This is a genomic window from Streptomyces sp. NPDC005017, assembly GCF_042873115.1.
In the GTDB taxonomy this organism is placed as follows: Bacteria; Actinomycetota; Actinomycetes; order Streptomycetales; family Streptomycetaceae; genus Streptomyces.
In genome coordinates this window covers 1-17,665 of the sequence record NZ_JBIALD010000044.1, presented here as the reverse complement: position 1 = coordinate 17,665, position 17,665 = coordinate 1, and the positions used below count along the sequence as shown (strand labels likewise).

Here is a 17,665-nt window from a genome sequence, read left to right as displayed (position 1 = left end):
TGCGATGCTCGGCCCGCTACCGGTGCGGGCCGACTGCTGCTGGACCGGGCGGGGTACTAGCCGACCGCGCCTTCCATCTGCAGCTCGATCAGCCGGTTGAGCTCGAGGGCGTACTCCATGGGGAGTTCCTTGGCGATCGGCTCGACGAAGCCGCGCACGATCATCGCCATGGCCTCGTCCTCGGACATGCCGCGGCTCATCAGGTAGAAGAGCTGGTCGTCGGAGACCTTGGAGACGGTCGCCTCGTGACCCATGGAGACGTCGTCCTCGCGGACGTCGACGTACGGGTAGGTGTCGGACCGGGAGATGGTGTCCACGAGCAGCGCGTCGCACAGCACGTTGGACTTGGAGCCCGGGGCACCCTCACCGATCTCGATCAGACCGCGGTAGGAGGTGCGGCCACCGCCGCGCGCGACCGACTTGGAGACGATGTTGGACGAGGTGTTCGGCGCCATGTGGACCATCTTGGCGCCGGCGTCCTGGTGCTGGCCCTCGCCCGCGAAGGCGATGGACAGGGTCTCGCCCTTGGCGTGCTCGCCCATCAGGTAGACGGCCGGGTACTTCATCGTCACCTTGGAGCCGATGTTGCCGTCGACCCACTCCATGGTCGCGCCCTCGTAGGCGACGGCACGCTTGGTGACCAGGTTGTAGACGTTGTTCGACCAGTTCTGGATGGTCGTGTAGCGGCAGCGGGCGTTCTTCTTGACGATGATCTCGACGACCGCGGAGTGCAGCGAGTCCGACTTGTAGATCGGCGCCGTACAACCCTCGACGTAGTGCACGTAGGCACCCTCGTCGACGATGATCAGGGTCCGCTCGAACTGGCCCATGTTCTCCGTGTTGATACGGAAGTAGGCCTGGAGCGGGATCTCCACGTGGACGCCCGGCGGGACGTAGATGAAGGAGCCGCCGGACCACACCGCGGAGTTCAGCGACGCGAACTTGTTGTCGCCGACCGGGATGACCGTGCCGAAGTACTCCTTGAAGAGCTCCGGGTGCTCCTTCAGGGCGGTGTCGGTGTCGAGGAAGATGACGCCCTGCTCCTCCAGGTCCTCGCGGATCTGGTGGTAGACGACCTCCGACTCGTACTGCGCGGCGACACCGGCGACCAGGCGCTGCTTCTCCGCCTCCGGGATGCCGAGCTTGTCGTAGGTGTTCTTGATGTCCTCGGGCAGGTCCTCCCAGGACTCCGCCCGCTTCTCCGTGGAGCGCACGAAGTACTTGATGTTGTCGAAGTCGATGCCCGACAGGTCGGAACCCCAGTTCGGCATCGGCTTCTTCTCGAAGAGCCTGAGGCCCTTGAGACGCAGCTTGGTCATCCACTCCGGCTCGGACTTCTTGTCCGAGATGTCGCGGACGACGGCCTCGTTCAGACCGCGCTTCGCCGCGGCACCGGCCTCGTCGGAGTCGGCCCAGCCGTACTCGTACTTGCCCAGGCCTTCCAGCTCAGGGTGGGCGGTCTCCGTGGGGAGAGTCATGCGGGGTTCCTCCCGGCCGTGCTTGCGGATGCGTTGTGGGAAATCTTGGGGATGAACGTCGTGCACACGCCGTCGCCGTGCGCGATGGTCGCGAGCCGCTGGACGTGGGTCCCGAGCAGTTCGGCGAAGAACTCCGTCTCCGCCTCGCACAGCTGGGGGAACTGCTCCGCGACATGGGCCACCGGGCAGTGGTGCTGACACAGCTGCTCACCCACGGGCGCGCTGCGCGCCGTAGCAGCGTACCCGTCGGCGCTCAGGGCCTTGGCCAGGGCTTCCGCGCGCCGGTCGGGGGCTGCGCCCTCGACGGCCGTGCGGTAGGCCTCGGCCTGCGCGGCGATCCTGGCGCGGGCGAAGGCGGCGACCGCCTCGCCGCCGCCCTCCTGGTCGGCGATCCAGCGCAGGGCGTCCGCGGCGAGCTTGTCGTAGGACTGGTCGAAGGCGTCCCGGCCGCAGTCGGTGAGTGCGAAGACCTTGGCGGGGCGGCCGCGGGTGCGGGTGCCGTACACCCGCTGCTCACGTGCTTCCACGACGTCGTCGGCGACGAGGGCGTCGAGGTGGCGGCGGACGGCGGCCTGGGTCAGGCCCAGCCGCGCGGCCAGCTCGGCGACGGTCGACGGCCCGTGGTCCAGGATGGACCGCGCGACCCGGTTGCGCGTCGAACGCTCACCGGTCGCTAGCTCTTCGTGAGGGGCCCCCGTGGGGGTCTCCCGAGCCTCGCCGACGTTTTTCACAACGCCATTGTTGCGTAATTCCTCGGGACCGGGCAAGCGGCGCCCGGAACCTTGATCGGTGCCCTACATCACTTAGGCATACCTAATCTGACCTGCAAAAACGATCTTTGATCGATCAGAGCAGGTCATGCCCCCCGACCCCCGCGCACAGCCCCCGCACCCCCTCCGACCGGCACTGTTGCCCCTCCGGCGGCACGGAGGGCGGCTCCGGCGCACGTCCCGGGAAGTTCGCGCACCCGGCTGCCTGAGCCCCCGCGCGCGTACCTAGACTCCTGTCCCATGCGAACCGATCCCGTCCTCCAGGTGCAGTCCCTGGTGAAGCGGTACGGCGACACGACCGCGGTGGACGGCCTCGATCTGGTGGCCAGGCCCGGGGTCACCGCCGTGCTCGGACCCAACGGCGCCGGCAAGACCACCACGATCGAGACGTGCGAGGGCTACCGCAGACCGGACTCCGGCTCGGTGCGGGTCCTGGGTCTCGACCCGGTGCGCCGGGGCGGCGAGCTGCGTCCGCGGATCGGCGTGATGCTCCAGTCCGGCGGCGTCTACTCCGGCGCCCGAGCCGGGGAGATGCTCCGCCATGTCGCCCGGCTGCACGCGCACCCGCTGGACGTGGACGCGCTGATCGAGCGCCTCGGGCTCGGCTCCTGCGGCCGTACCCCCTACCGCCGGCTGTCCGGCGGCCAGCAGCAGCGGCTCGCCCTCGCGATGGCCGTGGTCGGCCGCCCCGAGCTGGTGTTCCTCGACGAGCCCACCGCCGGGCTCGACCCGCAGGCCCGCCGCGCGACCTGGGAGCTCGTGCGCGACCTGCGCGCCGACGGCGTATCGGTGATCCTCACCACCCACTACATGGACGAGGCCGAGCAGCTCGCCGACGACGTCGCGATCATCGACGCCGGCCGGGTCATCGCCCAGGGCTCGCCCGAGGAGCTGTGCCGCGGCGGCGCCGAGAACACCCTGCGGTTCACCGGCCGCCCCGGCCTCGACGTGAACTCGCTGCTCAAGGCACTGCCCGCGGACAGCACGGCCGCCGAGCTGACCCCGGGCTCCTACCGGATCACCGGCAAGGTCGACCCGCAGCTGCTCGCGACCGTCACCTCCTGGTGCGCGCAGCACGGCGTGATGCCGGACCGCATCTCGGTCGAGCGGCACACGCTGGAGGACGTCTTTCTCGAGCTGACGGGTAAGGAGCTGCGTTCGTGACGTGCGCACACACCGGCGACCGCCGGGGGTCCGGGGGTCGCCCCCCGGAAAGACCACAGCCTCGAGCCCATGGGTAAGGAGCTTCGTTCGTGATCCCCGCCCTCAGACACAGCCTGGAGCATCGGCCATGAGCGTCACCGGCGCGTACACCCCCCGTCCCGGCGGCGCCCCCCTGCCCCGCATGATCGCGGCGCAGGCGGTGCTGGAGACGAAGATGCTGCTGCGCAACGGCGAGCAACTGCTGCTGACGGTCGTGATCCCGACGCTGCTGCTGGTGCTGTTCGGCTCGGTGGACATCGCCGACACCGGCGAGGGCGAGGCGGTGGACTTCCTCACACCCGGCATCCTGGCGCTCGCGGTGATGTCGACGGCGTTCACCGGGCAGGCCATCGCCACCGGCTTCGAGCGCCGCTACGGCGTGCTCAAGCGGCTCGCCGCCTCGCCGCTGCCGCGCTGGGGCCTGATGACCGCGAAGACGGCGTCGGTGCTGGTCACCGAGGTCCTCCAGGTGCTCCTGGTGGCGGTGATCGCCCTGGCCATGGGCTGGGACCCGCAGGGCAACCCGCTCGCCGTGTTCGCGCTGCTGGTCCTCGGCACGGCCGCCTTCTCGGGGCTCGGCCTGCTGATGGCGGGGACCCTCAAGGCGGAGGCCACGCTGGCCGCCGCCAACCTGGTGTTCCTGCTGCTGCTGGTCGGCGGCGGGGTCGTCGTGCCCCTGGACAAGTTCCCCTCCGGCGTCCAGGACGTGCTCGCCCTGCTGCCCGTCTCGGCGCTGTCCGACGGTCTGCGGGACGTGCTTCAGCACGGGGCCGGGATGCCCTGGGGCGACCTGGGGATCCTCGCCGTGTGGGCGGTCGTGGGACTGACCGCGGCGGGGAAGTTCTTCCGCTGGGAGTGAGCCGTGGACAACCGTACGAACGGGCATGAAGGCGACATCCGGGACAGAGGCGAGGGCGACCCTCGTGAAAGCGTGCACAAGCGGCCTTCTACGATGGACCGCGTGCCGAACCTGACCCCCGCCGACGCGGCAGCCGCCGTGCGCAACCCGCTCGCCTTCATCGCCGCACGCTGGACGCCCGACCCCCGGACGGTCCGGCGGGCGGCCCTCGTCGCACTCGTGATGGCGGTCGTCATCGTGGTGACCGGCGGCGCCGTCCGTCTCACCGGCTCGGGCCTGGGCTGCCCTACCTGGCCCAAGTGCACCGAGGACTCGATCAACAACACCGCCGCGATGGGCATCCACGGCTACATCGAGTTCGGCAACCGCATGCTGACGTACGTCCTGTGCGCCGCGGTCGGCTGGGCGATCATCGCCGCGCGTTCGCAGAAGCCGTACCGCCGCAGCCTCACCCGCCTCGGCTGGGCGCAGTTCTGGATCGTGATGGGCAACGCGGTGCTCGGCGGCATCGTGGTGCTCGTCGGCCTGAACCCGTACACGGTCGCGGCGCACTTCCTGCTCTCCAGCGCCCTGATCGCGGTGGCCACGGCGATGTGGCAGCGCACCCGCGAGGGCGACGAGGCGCCCCGGCCGCTGGTCGGCAGGCCGGTGCAGCAGCTGGTGTGGGCGCTCGTCGGCGTCACCGTCCTGCTGATCGCGGCCGGTACGGTCGTCACCGGCGCCGGTCCGCACGCGGGCGACTCCAGCGAGGTCGAGCGCATGCCGCTGAACTGGGAGGACGTCAGCAAGCTGCACGCCGTCCTGGCCTGGATCGTGGTGACGCTGACCTTCGCCCTGTGGTTCGTGCTCAAGGCGGTCGACGCCCCGCGGGGCCCGCTGGACCGTACGCGTGAGCTGTTCCTGGTGCTGCTCGCCCAGGGCGCCATCGGCTACGTCCAGTTCTTCACCGACCTGCCCGAGCTCCTGGTCGGCGCCCATATGTTCGGCTCCTGCCTGGTGTGGATCGCCGCCGTGCGGGTGCTGCTGGCCATGCGCGAGCGCCCCGGCTCCGCTCCGGCCGACCTGCTGCTTCAGCCGTTCGAGGCGACCAGCGCGTCGATCGCCGGTCCCAGGTAGCCCCGGACGAGCCCGGCCCGCCGGGCCCGCCACTCGCGGGTGACCGGCGGCGGCGGGTCGTCGTAACGGCGGCCGCGGACGTCGTCGACGACCTCGCCGGGCGCGCCGAGTGCGGGCAGCAGGTCCAGCGCCTCCCGCTTGGAGATCAGCCGCCCGTCGCGCACGGTCGCGCTCGCCCGGGCGAAGGTGACCAGCCCCAGGTCGACCCAGACGTCCTCGGTCCACAGCCGGGGCCGGTCGAGCGCCCGCCGCCAGTAGTCCCGCTGGTCGCGCAGGACGAACTCCCGCAGGCTCCCGTCCGGCAGGGGCGGCAGCAGCCCGGCGGGCGGCGCGCCGTGCAGCACCCTCCCGAAGGCGTGCAGCTCGGCACGGGTCACCGGGGTGACCGGCCGCCCGAACAGCTGCTGGTGCGCCCAGGTCAGATGGCGCCGGGCGGGGTCGGCGGCGGTGTCCGGCGTGAGATAGGTGCAGTGCAGCTTCGGCGCGAGCGCCTCCCGGCGCAGCCGGGCGTGCAGCACCGCGGTCCGCCACAGGACGCCCGGGGTCACCGGTCCCGGCAGCATCGCGATCAGGTCGAGGTCGCTGCGGCCCTCCTGGTAGTCACCCCCGGCGAGGGAGCCGTGGGCCCAGACGGCGACGGGGTCCACCGCCGCCAGTTCGCGGACGAGGCGGGCGAGCAAGGTCTCGGTCTCCATCGGTCTGTTCTGCACCTCTACTCCAGCCCGTACACCCGGCGCGCGTTGCCCGCCGCGAGCAGCCCGGCCACGCGCTGGGCGTCGCCGAGGGACCATGCGTCCTCGGCGACCCAGGCGCCCAGCACCCGGCCGAGGGCCTCGCGGAACAGGCGGGCGCCGATGACGTGCAGCTCGGGCAGTCCGTGCGCGCCGCTGGAGAAGAGGACCTTGCCGAAGGGGGCCAGCTCGAGGATCTCGGCCAGGACCGTGGCGGCACGGGCGCCCGTGCGGGCCAGGGCCGCGCCCGAGTCGGCGTACACGTGCGGGAAGACCCCGGCGAGGTGGGCGGCGTGCCGGTGGTACGGGTAGCCGTGCAGCAGCACCAGGTCGGTGCCGAGACCCGCCGTCGCGCGCACGAAGTCCGTCAGGAGGACCGGGTCGGTGCGGTCGATGCACTGGCCCGGCTCCCCGAGTCCCGCGTGCAGCTGGAGGGGGCGCCCCGAGGCCACGGCGATCCACAGCAGGTGCCGCAGCAGGACCGGGTCGCTGACCTCGCCGCCGACCCTGCGGGCGGCCAGCCAGCGGCCGGCCGCGCTGCGCACCTCGCCGGGGCCGGGCGGCTCCGGGGCCAGCGCGAGGCCGTGCCGTACGCCCGCGACGGAGGTGAAGGCGACCGCGTCCGCGGCGGCACCGTGCACGGACTCGGCGAGGTTGGCGAGGAAGGACTCGACGGTGCCGGAGGTGTCGGCCACCTGCTCCGCGAGCAGTTCCAGCCGGACGATCTCGCGGGCCTCGGCGTCGGCGGCGGTGGCCATCTCGCCCGGGCCGGTCAGGTCGCCCGGCAGGCCGGTGTCCATCAGGTAGGTGGTGATGCCGCTGCCGCGCAGCAGTCTGCGGCCGGCCTCCAGGACCCCGAGTTCGCGGCGTCTGGCGAGATAGCGGGCCGGGTGGCAGTGGGGTTCCAGGCCGAGCAGCGGCGGGCACCAGCGGCGCACGGCGAAGCCGGTCTGGGTGTCGAAGAGGGTGGTGCCGGGGGCGGGCGGGCCCTCGGTACGGGACAGCTGAGCCTCGAAGGTGCCGAGGCCCAGCTCTGTTCTCAGTACGCCGTGGCAGTACTGGTCCACGAGGGACGGCGTGTCGATCATCCCGGGCTTCCCGTGGGCGGACGTGGTTCTACCCGTCCTAACGGGTGAAGGGGTGATGAGGTGCGCCTCCCGGACGGGACGACTCGATCGCCCCGCGCGCGCCGGACGCCGGGCGCCTCGCGCGCGGTCCCCGCGCCCCTGGTGGAGGGCGGGTCAGCCGCCGATCTGGATGCCCGCCATCCGCTTCCATTCGTAGCGGCCGGTCTGCACCTTCGCCGCGAACTCCCCGTCGAAGTCCTCGTGCACGGTGATGCCGGACTTGGTGACGGCCCGCTGGGCGATCTCCAGGGTCGGGGCGACGAGGTTGCCCCAGTTGCCGTCCTCGCCCACGAGGGCGATCCGGGCACCGCGCTCGCCGATGTAGGCGACCTGGCCCTCGGCGCCGCCGTGGGCCTTGGCGAAGGCGCTGATCTGCTTGGCGAGCCGGGCGGCCTTGCGCTCGGCCTTCGGGTCAACCTGCTGCGTGTCCGTGTCTGCCATGGTCAGGATGCTACCGACGCGTAGATCGTTCGGCGACGGCCCCGCCGCGTGACGCTTGCCTCAGCGCGGGGACCCGGTGCGAGGCCGGGGCGCCGGGCTGCGGCGCCGGGCCGACGGGTCAGCTCAGCCCGGCCTGCGCGCTCAGCGAAGGAAGGGGTCCACCGCGACCGCGACGAACAGCAGCGAGACATAGGTGATGGACCAGTGGAACAGCCGCATCTCCTTGAGCTTGCCGCCCGTGACCTCGGCCCTGGCGCGGTTCTGGAGGGCGTGCGCCTCCCACAGCCACCAGCCGCCCGCGGCCAGCGCGACCGCGGTGTAGAACCAGCCGGTGTAGCCGAGCGGCGTGAGCAGCAGGGACACGGCGACCATCACCCAGCTGTAGATCACGATCTGCCGGGCGACGACCTTGTTGGAGGCGATGACCGGCAGCATGGGCACGCCCACGCGCGCGTAGTCCTCCTTGACCTTCATGGACAGCGGCCAGTAGTGCGGCGGCGTCCAGAAGAAGATCACCAGGAAGAGGATCACCGGGGCCCAGGACAGCGAGTCCTTCACGGCCGTCCAGCCGATGAGCACGGGCATACAGCCCGCGATGCCGCCCCACACGATGTTCTGTGACGTACGCCTCTTGAGGATCATCGTGTAGATCACGACGTAGAAGAGGAGCGCGCCGAGGGAGAGCCAGGCGCTCAGCCAGTTGACGGCGAGGCCGAACAGCAGGGTGGAGACCACCGCGAGCGCGATGCCGAAGGCCAGGCATTCACGCGGGCCGACCATGCCGGTCACCAGCGGCCGCTGCGAGGTCCGGTCCATCAGCGCGTCGATGTCGCGGTCGATGTACATGTTCAGCGCGTTGGCGCCGCCCGCGGAGAGGTAGCCGCCGACGCAGGTCAGCAGCACCAGACGGAGATCGGGCACGCCCTGCTCGGCGAGGAACATCACCGGGACGGTGGTGATGAGCAGCAGCTCGATGATCCGCGGCTTGGTCAACGCCACGAAGCCCTTGACACGGGCCCCCAGCGGCCGGTGGCTCGGGATCTGGCTCGTCCCGATCCCCGCTGGACGGGATTCAACGGCCGTCACGCACACCCCTGACAGAGACATCCCAGCGAGCCTGGTCCGTGTGAAGTCCGGGTAAAGCTCGCGCGTACCACGCCACTGTAGACGTTGCCCAGACCCGGACATTCGCGGGGGTGGGGTCGTGTTGGCGGCCGTGACCGAAGGCACGTACGCGGGTGCGATCGTGCGACCTTCCGACGGGCGCGCCGAAGCTCGATTGAGCAGTCAGATGAGCGGCTCCGTATTCACTTGCCGAAAGGCCCGCAGCCCAGTCGGGAGGCGGATCTCCGAGAGTCCCGTCACTCTGGAACGAGCGGAAAAAACGCACGTACTCACGGGGGTAGGCTCACCATCGGCCGGTGCGCGTCGAGCGCACCGGAGGCCGGTGGACGAGCGCCCGGACCACCGGCTACCGACATGTGGAGAGGAGCCCTGACTCAGGGTGAGCACCAAGCCGACCACCACAGACTTCGCGTGGACCGAAATGGACCAGCGGGCCGTCGACACCGCTCGCGTCCTGGCCGCCGATGCCGTACAGAAGGTCGGCAACGGCCATCCGGGTACGGCGATGAGCCTGGCGCCTGCCGCCTACACCCTCTTCCAGAAGGTGATGCGGCACGACCCCGCCGACGCCGACTGGGTGGCCCGCGACCGATTCGTCCTGTCCGCCGGTCACTCGTCGCTGACCCTCTACACCCAGCTGTACCTGGCCGGCTTCGGCCTGGAGCTGGACGACCTGAAGGCGTTCCGCACCTGGGGCTCCAAGACCCCCGGTCACCCCGAGTACGGCCACACCGTGGGCGTGGAGACGACCACCGGCCCGCTGGGCCAGGGTGTCGCCAACGCGGTGGGCATGGCCATGGCCGCCCGCTACGAGCGCGGCCTGTTCGACCCCGAGGCCCCGGCCGGCGAGTCGCCGTTCGACCACTTCGTGTACGTGATCGCCGGTGACGGCTGCCTCCAGGAGGGCATCTCCGCCGAGGCGTCCTCGCTGGCCGGCCACCAGAAGCTCGGCAACCTGGTCCTGCTGTGGGACGACAACCACATCTCGATCGAGGGCGACACCGAGACGGCCGTCTCCGAGGACGTCACCAAGCGCTACGAGGCCTACGGCTGGCACGTCCAGCGCGTGGAGCCGCAGGCGAACGGCGACCTCGACCCGAAGGCGATCTTCGAGGCGGTCGAGAAGGCCAAGGCGGTCACCGACAGGCCGTCCTTCATCGCGATGCGCTCGATCATCGCCTGGCCCGCCCCGAACGCGCAGAACACCGAGGCCGCGCACGGCTCGGCGCTCGGCGACGACGAGGTCGCGGCCACCAAGCGCGTCCTCGGCTTCGACCCGGAGCGGTCCTTCGAGGTCTCCGACGAGGTCATCGGCCACACCCGCGAGGCCCTGGAGCGCGGCCGCCAGTTCAAGGCGGAGTGGGAGAAGTCGTTCCAGGAGTGGCGCGACAGCAACCCGGAGCGCGCCGCCGAGTTCGACCGGATCGCCGCGGGCGAGCTGCCCGAGGGCTGGGAGGACAAGCTCCCGGTCTTCGAGCCCGGCAAGGGTGTCGCCACCCGTGCCGCCTCGGGCAAGGTCCTCCAGGCGCTCGGCGCGGTGGTCCCGGAGCTGTGGGGCGGCTCGGCCGACCTGGCCGGCTCCAACAACACCACGATCGACAAGACCTCGTCGTTCCTGCCCGAGGGCAACCCGCTGCCCGAGGCGCACCCGTACGGCCGCACGATCCACTTCGGCATCCGTGAGCACTCCATGGCCGCGGAGATGAACGGCATCGCCCTGCACGGCGGCACGCGCGTCTACGGCGGCACCTTCCTGGTGTTCTCCGACTACATGCGCAACGCTGTGCGGCTGTCGGCGCTGATGCACCTGCCGGTGACGTACGTGTGGACGCACGACTCCATCGGTCTCGGCGAGGACGGCCCGACCCACCAGCCGGTGGAGCACCTGGCCTCGCTGCGCGCGATCCCCGGTCTGAACGTGGTCCGCCCGGCGGACGCCAACGAGACCGCGATCGCCTGGCGCGAGATCCTCAAGCGCTACACGAAGGTGTTCGGCAAGGGTCAGCCGCACGGTCTCGCCCTCACCCGCCAGGGTGTCCCGGTCTACGAGCCGAACGAGGACGCCGCGCGCGGCGGTTACGTCCTGTTCGAGGCGTCGAACGGCGCGCCCGAGGTCGTCCTGATCGCGACCGGCTCCGAGGTGCACGTGGCCGTCGAGGCGCGCGAGCAGCTGGAGGCAGCCGGCACGCCCACGCGGGTCGTTTCCATGCCGTGCGTGGAGTGGTTCGAGGAGCAGGACCAGGGGTACCGGGACAGCGTCCTGCCGCCCTCCGTCAGGGCGCGGGTGGCGGTCGAGGCCGGTATCGGTCTGACCTGGCACAAGTACGTGGGTGACGCCGGCCGCATCGTTTCCCTGGAACACTTCGGCGCTTCCGCGGACGGCAAGGTCCTCTTCCGCGAGTACGGCTTCACCGGGGAGAACGTGGCCGCCGTCGCCCGGGCCGTGCTTGATTCGACTACCGGGATCGCCGCAGCCCAGCGCTGACGCTCGTATACGACACGTAGGAGATGCAATTTCCGTGACAGACGCACTCAAGCGCCTCTCCGAGGAAGGCGTCGCGATCTGGCTGGACGACCTGTCCCGCAAGCGGATCACGTCCGGCAACCTCGCCGAACTGATCGACCAGAGCTACGTCGTGGGCGTCACCACCAACCCGACGATCTTCCAGAAGGCGATCTCGTCCGGTGACGGCTACGAGCAGCAGCTCACGGACCTCGCCGCCCGCAAGGTGACCGTCGAAGAGGCCGTCCGCATGATCACGACGGCGGACGTCCGGGACGCCGCGGACATCCTGCGTCCGGTGTACGACGCCACCGACGGCCAGGACGGCCGGGTCTCCATCGAGGTCGACCCACGCCTGGCCCACAACACCGCGGCGACCGTCGCCGAGGCCAAGCAGCTGGCCTGGCTGGTCGACCGGCCCAACACCCTGATCAAGATCCCGGCCACCAGGGCGGGTCTGCCGGCCATCACCGAGGTGATCGGCAACGGCATCAGCGTCAACGTCACGCTGATCTTCTCGCTGGAGCGCTACCGCGAGGTCATGGACGCCTACCTGGCGGGCCTGGAGAAGGCGAAGGAGAAGGGCCTGGACCTCTCCCTCATCCACTCCGTGGCGTCCTTCTTCGTGTCCCGGGTGGACACCGAGATCGACAAGCGCCTCGACGCGCTCGGCACCGACGAGGCGAAGGACGCCCGCGGCAAGGCCGCCCTCGCCAACGCGCGGCTGGCCTACCAGGCGTACGAGGAGGTCTTCTCCTCCGACCGCTGGAACGCGCTGGAGCGCACGGGCGCCAACAAGCAGCGTCCGCTGTGGGCCTCCACGGGCGTGAAGGACCCGGCGTACAAGGACACCCTGTACGTCGACGACCTGGTGGCGCCGAACACGGTGAACACCATGCCGGAGGCCACCCTGCTGGCCACCGAGGACCACGGCTCGATCACCGGCGACACCGTCACCGGTACCTACGAGCAGGCCCGCGCGGACCTCGACGCCGTCGAGAAGCTCGGGATCTCGTACGACGACGTGGTCCAGCTCCTGGAGGACGAGGGCGTCGAGAAGTTCGAGGCGTCCTGGAACGATCTGCTGACCTCGACCGAGGCGGAACTGAAGCGCCTCGCCCCCTCGGAGGGCTGATTCCTTGTCAAGCAGCAACCCGCTGCGTGACCCGGCAGACCGACGGCTCCCGCGTATCGCGGGGCCGTCGGGCCTGGTCATCTTCGGCGTCACAGGCGATTTGTCACGCAAAAAGCTGATGCCCGCCGTGTACGACCTCGCGAACCGGGGTCTGCTGCCGCCGGGCTTCTCGCTGGTCGGCTTCGCCCGCCGCGAGTGGGCGCACGAGGACTTCGCGCAGGAGGTCCACGACGCCGTCAAGGAGCACGCCCGCACCCCCTTCCGCGAGGAGGTCTGGCAGCAGCTCATCCAGGGCATGCGCTTCGTGCAGGGCACCTTCGACGACGACGACGCCTTCGAGAGGCTGCGCGCCACCATCGACGAGCTGGACAAGGCCCAGGGGACCGGCGGCAACTTCGCCTTCTACCTGTCGGTGCCGCCCCGCTCCTTCCCCGTGGTCATCCAGCAGCTGAAGAAGCACGGTCTGGCCGACCAGACCGGCGGCTCCTGGCGCCGCGCGGTCATCGAGAAGCCCTTCGGTCACGACCTGGCCTCCGCCGAGGAGCTCAACAGGGTCGTGCACGAGGTCTTCGCCCCGGACCAGGTCTTCCGCATCGACCACTACCTGGGCAAGGAGACCGTCCAGAACATCCTGGCGCTGCGCTTCGCCAACACGATGTTCGAGCCGATCTGGAACCGGTCCTTCGTGGACCACGTCCAGGTCACGATGGCCGAGGACATCGGCATCGGCGGCCGCGCCGGCTACTACGACGGCATCGGCGCCGCCCGTGACGTCATCCAGAACCACCTGCTCCAGCTGCTGGCCCTGACCGCGATGGAGGAGCCCGCCTCCTTCGACGCGGACGCGCTGGCCGCCGAGAAGACCAAGGTGCTCGGCGCGGTGAAGCTGCCCAGGGACCTGGGCCGGGACACCGTGCGCGCCCAGTACTCGGCGGGCTGGCAGGGCGGCGAGAAGGCCGTCGGCTATCTGGAGGAGGAGGGCATCGACCCCGGCTCCAAGACCGACACCTACGCCGCGATCAAGCTGTGCATCGACAACCGCCGCTGGGCGGGCGTGCCGTTCTATCTGCGCACCGGGAAGCGGCTGGGCCGCCGGGTGACGGAGATCGCGGTGGTCTTCCAGCGTGCTCCCCACTCCCCCTTCGACACCACGGCGACGGAGGAGCTGGGCCAGAACGCGATCGTCATCCGCGTCCAGCCCGACGAGGGCGTCACCGTCCGCTTCGGCTCCAAGGTGCCGGGCACCTCGATGGAGATCCGGGACGTGTCCATGGACTTCGCGTACGGCGAGTCGTTCACGGAGTCCAGCCCGGAGGCCTACGAGCGGCTCATCCTCGACGTCCTGCTCGGCGACTCCAACCTCTTCCCGCGCACGGAGGAGGTCGAGCTGTCCTGGAAGATCCTCGACCCGATCGAGCGGTACTGGGACGAGCACGGCAGGCCCGCGCAGTACCCGGCCGGTACCTGGGGCCCCGTCGAGGCGGACGAGATGCTCGAACGAGACGGACGGAGCTGGCGCCGGCCATGAACATAGACCTCACCGAGACCACGGCCAGCAAGATCAACAAGGCACTGGTGAAGGGCCGTCGCGCCATCGGCACGCCGGCCGTGGGCATGGTCCTCACCCTCGTCATCGTCACCGACGAGGAGAACGCCTACGACGCCCTGCGGGCCGCCAACGACGCCTCGCGCGAGCACCCCTCGCGCACCCTGGTCGTCATCAAGCGCGTCTCGCGCACCTCGCGCGACCGCACCCAGTCCCGGCTCGACGCCGAGGTACGGGTGGGCGCCGACGCGGGCACCGGCGAGACGGTCGTGCTCCGGCTGTACGGCGAGGTGGTCGACCACGCCCAGTCGGTCGTGCTGCCGCTGCTGCTGCCGGACGCCCCCGTGGTCGTCTGGTGGCCGGTGAACGCGCCCCTCGACCCGGCCGGGGACCCGCTGGGCGCGCTCGCCCAGCGCCGGGTGACCGACAGCTACGCGGCCGAGCAGCCGGTGCGGGGCCTCAGCGCCCGCGCCCGGACCTACACGCCCGGGGACACCGACCTGGCGTGGACCCGGATCACGCCCTGGCGTTCCATGCTGGCGGCGGCCCTGGACCAGGTGACCTGCGAGGTGCGGGGCGTCGAGGTCGAGGGCGAGGAGTTCAACCCGAGCTGCGAACTGCTGGCGATGTGGCTCGCGGACCGGCTGGACGTGCCGGTGCGGCGCTCGGTGTCCGGCGGCCCGGGTCTGACCGGGGTGCGCATGGACACCGACTGCGGTCCGATCGTCCTCGACCGTGCCGACGGCACGCTGGCGACCCTCTCCATCGAGGGCCAGCCGGACCGCGCGGTGGCGCTCAAGCGCCGCGAGACGGCCGACCTGATCGCGGAGGAGCTGCGGCGTCTGGACCCGGACGACACGTACGCGTCCGCGCTGCGGTTCGGGGTGGAGCGGCTGACCGCTCCCCGGGCCGGGGAGAGCTCCGGCTCCGGGCGGGCCGCCGACGCCGGCGAACCGGCCGACGGCGGTGCGACGGACGGGGCCGGTGAGCCGCAGGCCGACGCCGGGACCGCGGCTCCGGAGAGGGTCACCCCCAAGGCCCTGGCGAAGAAGGCGGCCGCGCAGTGAGTACGCCCCAGCTCGTCGTGCACCACGACAAGGAACTGATGGCCCGGGCCGCCGCGGCCCGGCTGATCACGAAGATCGTCGACGCGCAGGCCTCCCGCGGCTCCGCGTCCGTCGTGCTCACCGGCGGCCGCAACGGCAACGGCCTGCTCGCCGCCCTGGCCGCCGCCCCGGCCCGCGACGCCGTGGACTGGGGCCGCCTGGACCTGTGGTGGGGGGACGAGCGCTTCCTGCCCGAGGGCGACCCCGAGCGCAATGTCACCCAGGCCCGCGAGGCGCTGCTCGACGCGGTGCCGCTGGACCCGAAGCGCGTGCACGCCATGCCCGCGTCCGACGGCCCGTACGGCGCCGACGCGGACGCGGCCGCCGCCGCCTACGCCGGGGAGCTGGCCCGCGCGGCCGGTCCCGAGAACCATGGCGACGTGCCCACCTTCGACGTACTGATGCTGGGCGTCGGCCCGGACACGCACGTGGCCTCGCTGTTCCCAGAGCTGCCCGCCGTGCGCGAGACCGAGCGCACGGTGGTCGGCGTGCACGGCGCCCCCAAGCCGCCGCCCACCCGCGTCACCCTCACCCTCCCGGCGATCCGGGCGGCCCGTGAGGTGTGGCTGCTGGCGGCCGGCGAGGACAAGGCGCAGGCCGCGGCGATCGCGCTGTCCGGCGCCGGGGAGATCCAGGCCCCGGCGGCCGGCGCCCGCGGCCGGCAGCGCACCCTGTGGCTGCTGGACGCGGCCGCGGCCGGGCAGTTGCCGCGCTCGCTGTACCCGCCCGCGTCTCCGTGACGTGTCCGTGACGCGCTGAGGAGGGCCCCGGGTGATCCGCCCGGGGCCCCTTTCCTCGTTCAGGGGTTCGGGGGTTCAGGGGGTTCAGGGGGCGATGTTGTGGTTGGGCCGGAACAGGTTGCCGGGGTCGTACCGCCGCTCGAGCTCCACCAACCGGTCGTAGTCGCCGAGGTAGTCGGCCCGTACGCGGAAGAGCATCCAGGCGCAGTACCCGGCCCGTCGCCCGTTGTGCGTGGCCACGTATCCGGCGTACGCCTTCGTGGGGGCGACGATCGACTCCTCGATGCGGCTGCTCCACCAGGCCGCGTCCGCCCAGGCGGCGAAGTCGTCGGGGGCGAGCGCGGGCCGGCTGCCGCTGAGCAGGCGGTAGGCCTCGGCCCACGCCTGCCGTGCGACGGCGTCGCGTGCCCGGTGAAGGTCGTCCGGGAGAGCCGTCCCGCTGCCGGTGGTCCGTTCGCTCGCCCCGGCTCCCTTCTCGCGTCCTCGAGCCGGCCCGTGCCCTTCCCTCCGGGACAGGCAGCGCCGGGCGGGGCGCCTCAGGGACCGTAGGGTCCCTGCCCGTACGGGTTGCCCTGCGGCGGGTACGGGGCTCCCGGCGGGGGCGCATAAGGATGACCCTGGTGGGGCGGGTGCCCCGGGGCCGGTTGCGGGACGTATCCGGGCGCGGGGTGCGGGGCGTGTCCGGGCGCGGGCTGCGGCGGGTACGGGTGGCCGTAGGGCGGGGTGTGGGGGGTGCCGTACGGGTTCCCCTGCTGCGGGACGTACGGCGGGGCCGTCGGCGGCATCGGCGGGGGCGTGCCCGGGATGCGCGGCAGGGTCGCGGGGTGGGCGCCGAGGCGGATGCCGTAGCGGCTGCGCAGCCGGCGCATCTCCAGCAGGGAGATGGCGGTGACCGTGACGGGCGCGCCGAGGATGAACAGGATGCCCATCGCGAGGCTGAGGCCGTGCAGATCGCCCGAGAACAGGTCGAAGAGGGCCATCAGCCAGGAGGTGACCGTGGCGAGCAGCGGCGGCAGGCAGCGGTGGACGACGGCGGTGCCGAAGAAGTTGCCGGTGATCCGGATCGCGCCGGCCATCGCGAAGAAGGCCAGCCAGAGGGCCGCCAGCGTGACCACGAGCCGGACGAGCGTCGGCAGTGACGTCGACAGGGTGAACAGCAGGACGGTGGTGACCACCGACCCGACGAACAGCAGGAGCAGCTTGAGCGCCTTCACCAGGGGCTCGCGCAGCTGCGCCACCGTGCCCCCGCCGGAGCGCCGCCACACCCAGAGCATGACGCCGGCGGTGATCGGCGTGAGGAACAGCAGCACCATGGACGCGGCCATGGCGTTGCCCAGCACCTCGGTGAAGGCGAAGCCGCCCTCGACGTAGGTGTAGACGCCGAGGGCGGCGACGGCTCCGGCGATGACACGGGCGCGCTTCAGCGACTCGACCGACGGATCCAGCGAGTCGGGGATCCAGGTCGGGTGGAACATCACCCATGCCACCTTGTACGGCTTCAGGAACGTCTTGGCGGTCAGCCTGCCGCCGGTCCAACTCCGTTGTGGGACTGTCAAGTTGCACTCCCCCGAGTGATCGTGCTCATGATCGCGCGGAGGAGTCTAGCCCGGTTCAGCGCCGGGCGCGCAGCTCCCGGTACTTCGCGACGAGTGCTGCGGTGGAGGTGTCGAGTCCGGGGACGTCGGTGGCGTCGGTGAGGGCGGGTTCGATGCGCTTGGCGAGGACCTTGCCGAGTTCGACGCCCCACTGGTCGAAGGAGTCGATGTCCCACACCGCGCCCTGGAC

17 protein-coding genes and 1 pseudogene are annotated in these 17,665 nt (G+C 71.3%); 9 read left to right on the top strand and 9 right to left on the bottom strand.

The window, feature by feature from the left end:
• Window positions 1–56: 56 nt before the first annotated feature.
• The gene (gene sufB / locus ACFYR0_RS36545; RefSeq protein WP_389338289.1) at window positions 57–1,478 is read right to left on the bottom strand and encodes a Fe-S cluster assembly protein SufB; all 1,422 of its coding nucleotides are present in this window, start codon (window positions 1,476–1,478) and stop codon (window positions 57–59) included.
• The gene (locus ACFYR0_RS36540) at window positions 1,475–2,209 is read right to left on the bottom strand and encodes a helix-turn-helix transcriptional regulator (RefSeq protein ID WP_389338286.1); all 735 of its coding nucleotides are present in this window, start codon (window positions 2,207–2,209) and stop codon (window positions 1,475–1,477) included. Before ACFYR0_RS36540 ends, sufB begins: the two co-directional genes overlap by 4 nt.
• 279 nt (window positions 2,210–2,488) lie before the next feature.
• Here ACFYR0_RS36540 and ACFYR0_RS36535 point away from each other — a divergent pair, with 279 nt between their 5' ends.
• The 3 genes from ACFYR0_RS36535 (at window position 2,489) to ACFYR0_RS36525 (ending at window position 5,426) form a co-directional block, all read left to right on the top strand.
• Window positions 2,489–3,412, top strand: a complete 924-nt coding sequence (locus ACFYR0_RS36535) for an ABC transporter ATP-binding protein (RefSeq protein ID WP_389338283.1) — start codon at window positions 2,489–2,491, stop codon at window positions 3,410–3,412.
• Between the two features lie 127 nt (window positions 3,413–3,539).
• Window positions 3,540–4,310: an ABC transporter permease gene (locus ACFYR0_RS36530; RefSeq protein WP_389338280.1), complete on the top strand. Its 771-nt coding sequence runs from the start codon at window positions 3,540–3,542 to the stop codon at window positions 4,308–4,310.
• Between the two features lie 93 nt (window positions 4,311–4,403).
• Window positions 4,404–5,426 carry a heme A synthase gene (locus ACFYR0_RS36525; protein ID WP_389338277.1) on the top strand — a complete coding sequence of 341 codons (1,023 nt, stop codon included), beginning with the start codon at window positions 4,404–4,406 and terminating at the stop codon, window positions 5,424–5,426.
• Here the strand turns inward: ACFYR0_RS36525 and ACFYR0_RS36520 are convergent.
• From ACFYR0_RS36520 to ACFYR0_RS36505, 4 genes are all read right to left on the bottom strand, one after another.
• Entirely contained in the window at window positions 5,381–6,121 is a 741-nt protein-coding gene (locus ACFYR0_RS36520) for a nucleotidyltransferase (RefSeq protein ID WP_389338274.1), read from the bottom strand. The genes ACFYR0_RS36525 and ACFYR0_RS36520 overlap by 46 nt on opposite strands.
• A 17-nt stretch (window positions 6,122–6,138) precedes the next feature.
• The gene (locus ACFYR0_RS36515) at window positions 6,139–7,245 is read right to left on the bottom strand and encodes an amidohydrolase family protein (RefSeq protein ID WP_389338271.1); all 1,107 of its coding nucleotides are present in this window, start codon (window positions 7,243–7,245) and stop codon (window positions 6,139–6,141) included.
• Window positions 7,246–7,398: 153 nt separating this feature from the next.
• Window positions 7,399–7,725 carry a hypothetical protein gene (locus ACFYR0_RS36510; protein ID WP_389338268.1) on the bottom strand — a complete coding sequence of 109 codons (327 nt, stop codon included), beginning with the start codon at window positions 7,723–7,725 and terminating at the stop codon, window positions 7,399–7,401.
• Between the two features lie 141 nt (window positions 7,726–7,866).
• A complete protein-coding gene (locus ACFYR0_RS36505; RefSeq protein ID WP_386379496.1) occupies window positions 7,867–8,817 on the bottom strand; it encodes a heme o synthase in 951 nt (316 codons plus the stop codon).
• 412 nt (window positions 8,818–9,229) lie between these two features.
• Between ACFYR0_RS36505 and tkt the strand changes: the two genes are divergently transcribed.
• From tkt to pgl, 5 genes are read left to right on the top strand one after another with little or no spacing between them, the layout of a single operon-like run.
• The gene (gene tkt, locus ACFYR0_RS36500; protein WP_389338265.1) at window positions 9,230–11,335 is read left to right on the top strand and encodes a transketolase; all 2,106 of its coding nucleotides are present in this window, start codon (window positions 9,230–9,232) and stop codon (window positions 11,333–11,335) included.
• A gap of 34 nt (window positions 11,336–11,369) precedes the next feature.
• Complete coding sequence (tal, locus tag ACFYR0_RS36495) at window positions 11,370–12,488, top strand: transaldolase (protein ID WP_389338262.1); 1,119 nt, start codon at window positions 11,370–11,372, stop codon at window positions 12,486–12,488.
• A gap of 4 nt (window positions 12,489–12,492) precedes the next feature.
• Complete coding sequence (gene zwf, locus ACFYR0_RS36490) at window positions 12,493–14,016, top strand: glucose-6-phosphate dehydrogenase (RefSeq protein ID WP_389338259.1); 1,524 nt, start codon at window positions 12,493–12,495, stop codon at window positions 14,014–14,016.
• Window positions 14,013–15,101, top strand: a complete 1,089-nt coding sequence (opcA, locus tag ACFYR0_RS36485; RefSeq protein WP_389338256.1) for a glucose-6-phosphate dehydrogenase assembly protein OpcA — start codon at window positions 14,013–14,015, stop codon at window positions 15,099–15,101. Before zwf ends, opcA begins: the two co-directional genes overlap by 4 nt.
• Window positions 15,098–15,880, top strand: a complete 783-nt coding sequence (gene pgl, locus ACFYR0_RS36480) for a 6-phosphogluconolactonase (RefSeq protein ID WP_389338253.1) — start codon at window positions 15,098–15,100, stop codon at window positions 15,878–15,880. The genes opcA and pgl overlap by 4 nt, the downstream gene beginning before the upstream one ends.
• Before the next feature lie 84 nt (window positions 15,881–15,964).
• On the opposite strand, the gene ACFYR0_RS36475 is transcribed toward pgl, so the two are convergent.
• Window positions 15,965–16,120, bottom strand: a complete 156-nt coding sequence (locus ACFYR0_RS36475) for a BBE domain-containing protein (protein ID WP_389338250.1) — start codon at window positions 16,118–16,120, stop codon at window positions 15,965–15,967.
• Between ACFYR0_RS36475 and ACFYR0_RS36470 the strand changes: the two genes are divergently transcribed.
• Window positions 16,113–16,250 (top strand): hypothetical protein, encoded by a 138-nt coding sequence (locus ACFYR0_RS36470; protein WP_389338247.1) that lies wholly within the window; start codon window positions 16,113–16,115, stop codon window positions 16,248–16,250. The two genes, ACFYR0_RS36475 and ACFYR0_RS36470, sit on opposite strands and share 8 nt — an antisense overlap.
• A 166-nt stretch (window positions 16,251–16,416) precedes the next feature.
• Here ACFYR0_RS36470 and ACFYR0_RS36465 read toward each other — a convergent pair whose 3' ends face one another.
• Both ACFYR0_RS36465 and ACFYR0_RS36460 read right to left on the bottom strand, forming a co-directional pair.
• Complete coding sequence (locus ACFYR0_RS36465) at window positions 16,417–17,436, bottom strand: hypothetical protein (protein WP_389338244.1); 1,020 nt, start codon at window positions 17,434–17,436, stop codon at window positions 16,417–16,419.
• A gap of 55 nt (window positions 17,437–17,491) precedes the next feature.
• Window positions 17,492–17,665 (bottom strand): annotated as a pseudogene (locus ACFYR0_RS36460) (glucose-6-phosphate isomerase); the annotation flags it as partial.

Excerpts from the sequence above, each read along its gene's own strand:
- sufB (WP_389338289.1), bottom strand. The coding sequence starts at position 1,478 with ATGACTCTCCCCACGGAGACCGCCCACCCTGAGCTGGAAGGCCTGGGC.
- ACFYR0_RS36535 (WP_389338283.1), top strand. The coding sequence starts at position 2,489 with ATGCGAACCGATCCCGTCCTCCAGGTGCAGTCCCTGGTGAAGCGGTAC.
- ACFYR0_RS36530 (WP_389338280.1), top strand. The coding sequence starts at position 3,540 with ATGAGCGTCACCGGCGCGTACACCCCCCGTCCCGGCGGCGCCCCCCTG.
- ACFYR0_RS36525 (WP_389338277.1), top strand. The coding sequence starts at position 4,404 with ATGGACCGCGTGCCGAACCTGACCCCCGCCGACGCGGCAGCCGCCGTG.
- ACFYR0_RS36520 (WP_389338274.1), bottom strand. The coding sequence starts at position 6,121 with ATGGAGACCGAGACCTTGCTCGCCCGCCTCGTCCGCGAACTGGCGGCG.
- ACFYR0_RS36515 (WP_389338271.1), bottom strand. The coding sequence starts at position 7,245 with ATGATCGACACGCCGTCCCTCGTGGACCAGTACTGCCACGGCGTACTG.
- ACFYR0_RS36510 (WP_389338268.1), bottom strand. The coding sequence starts at position 7,725 with ATGGCAGACACGGACACGCAGCAGGTTGACCCGAAGGCCGAGCGCAAG.
- opcA (WP_389338256.1), top strand. The coding sequence starts at position 14,013 with ATGAACATAGACCTCACCGAGACCACGGCCAGCAAGATCAACAAGGCA.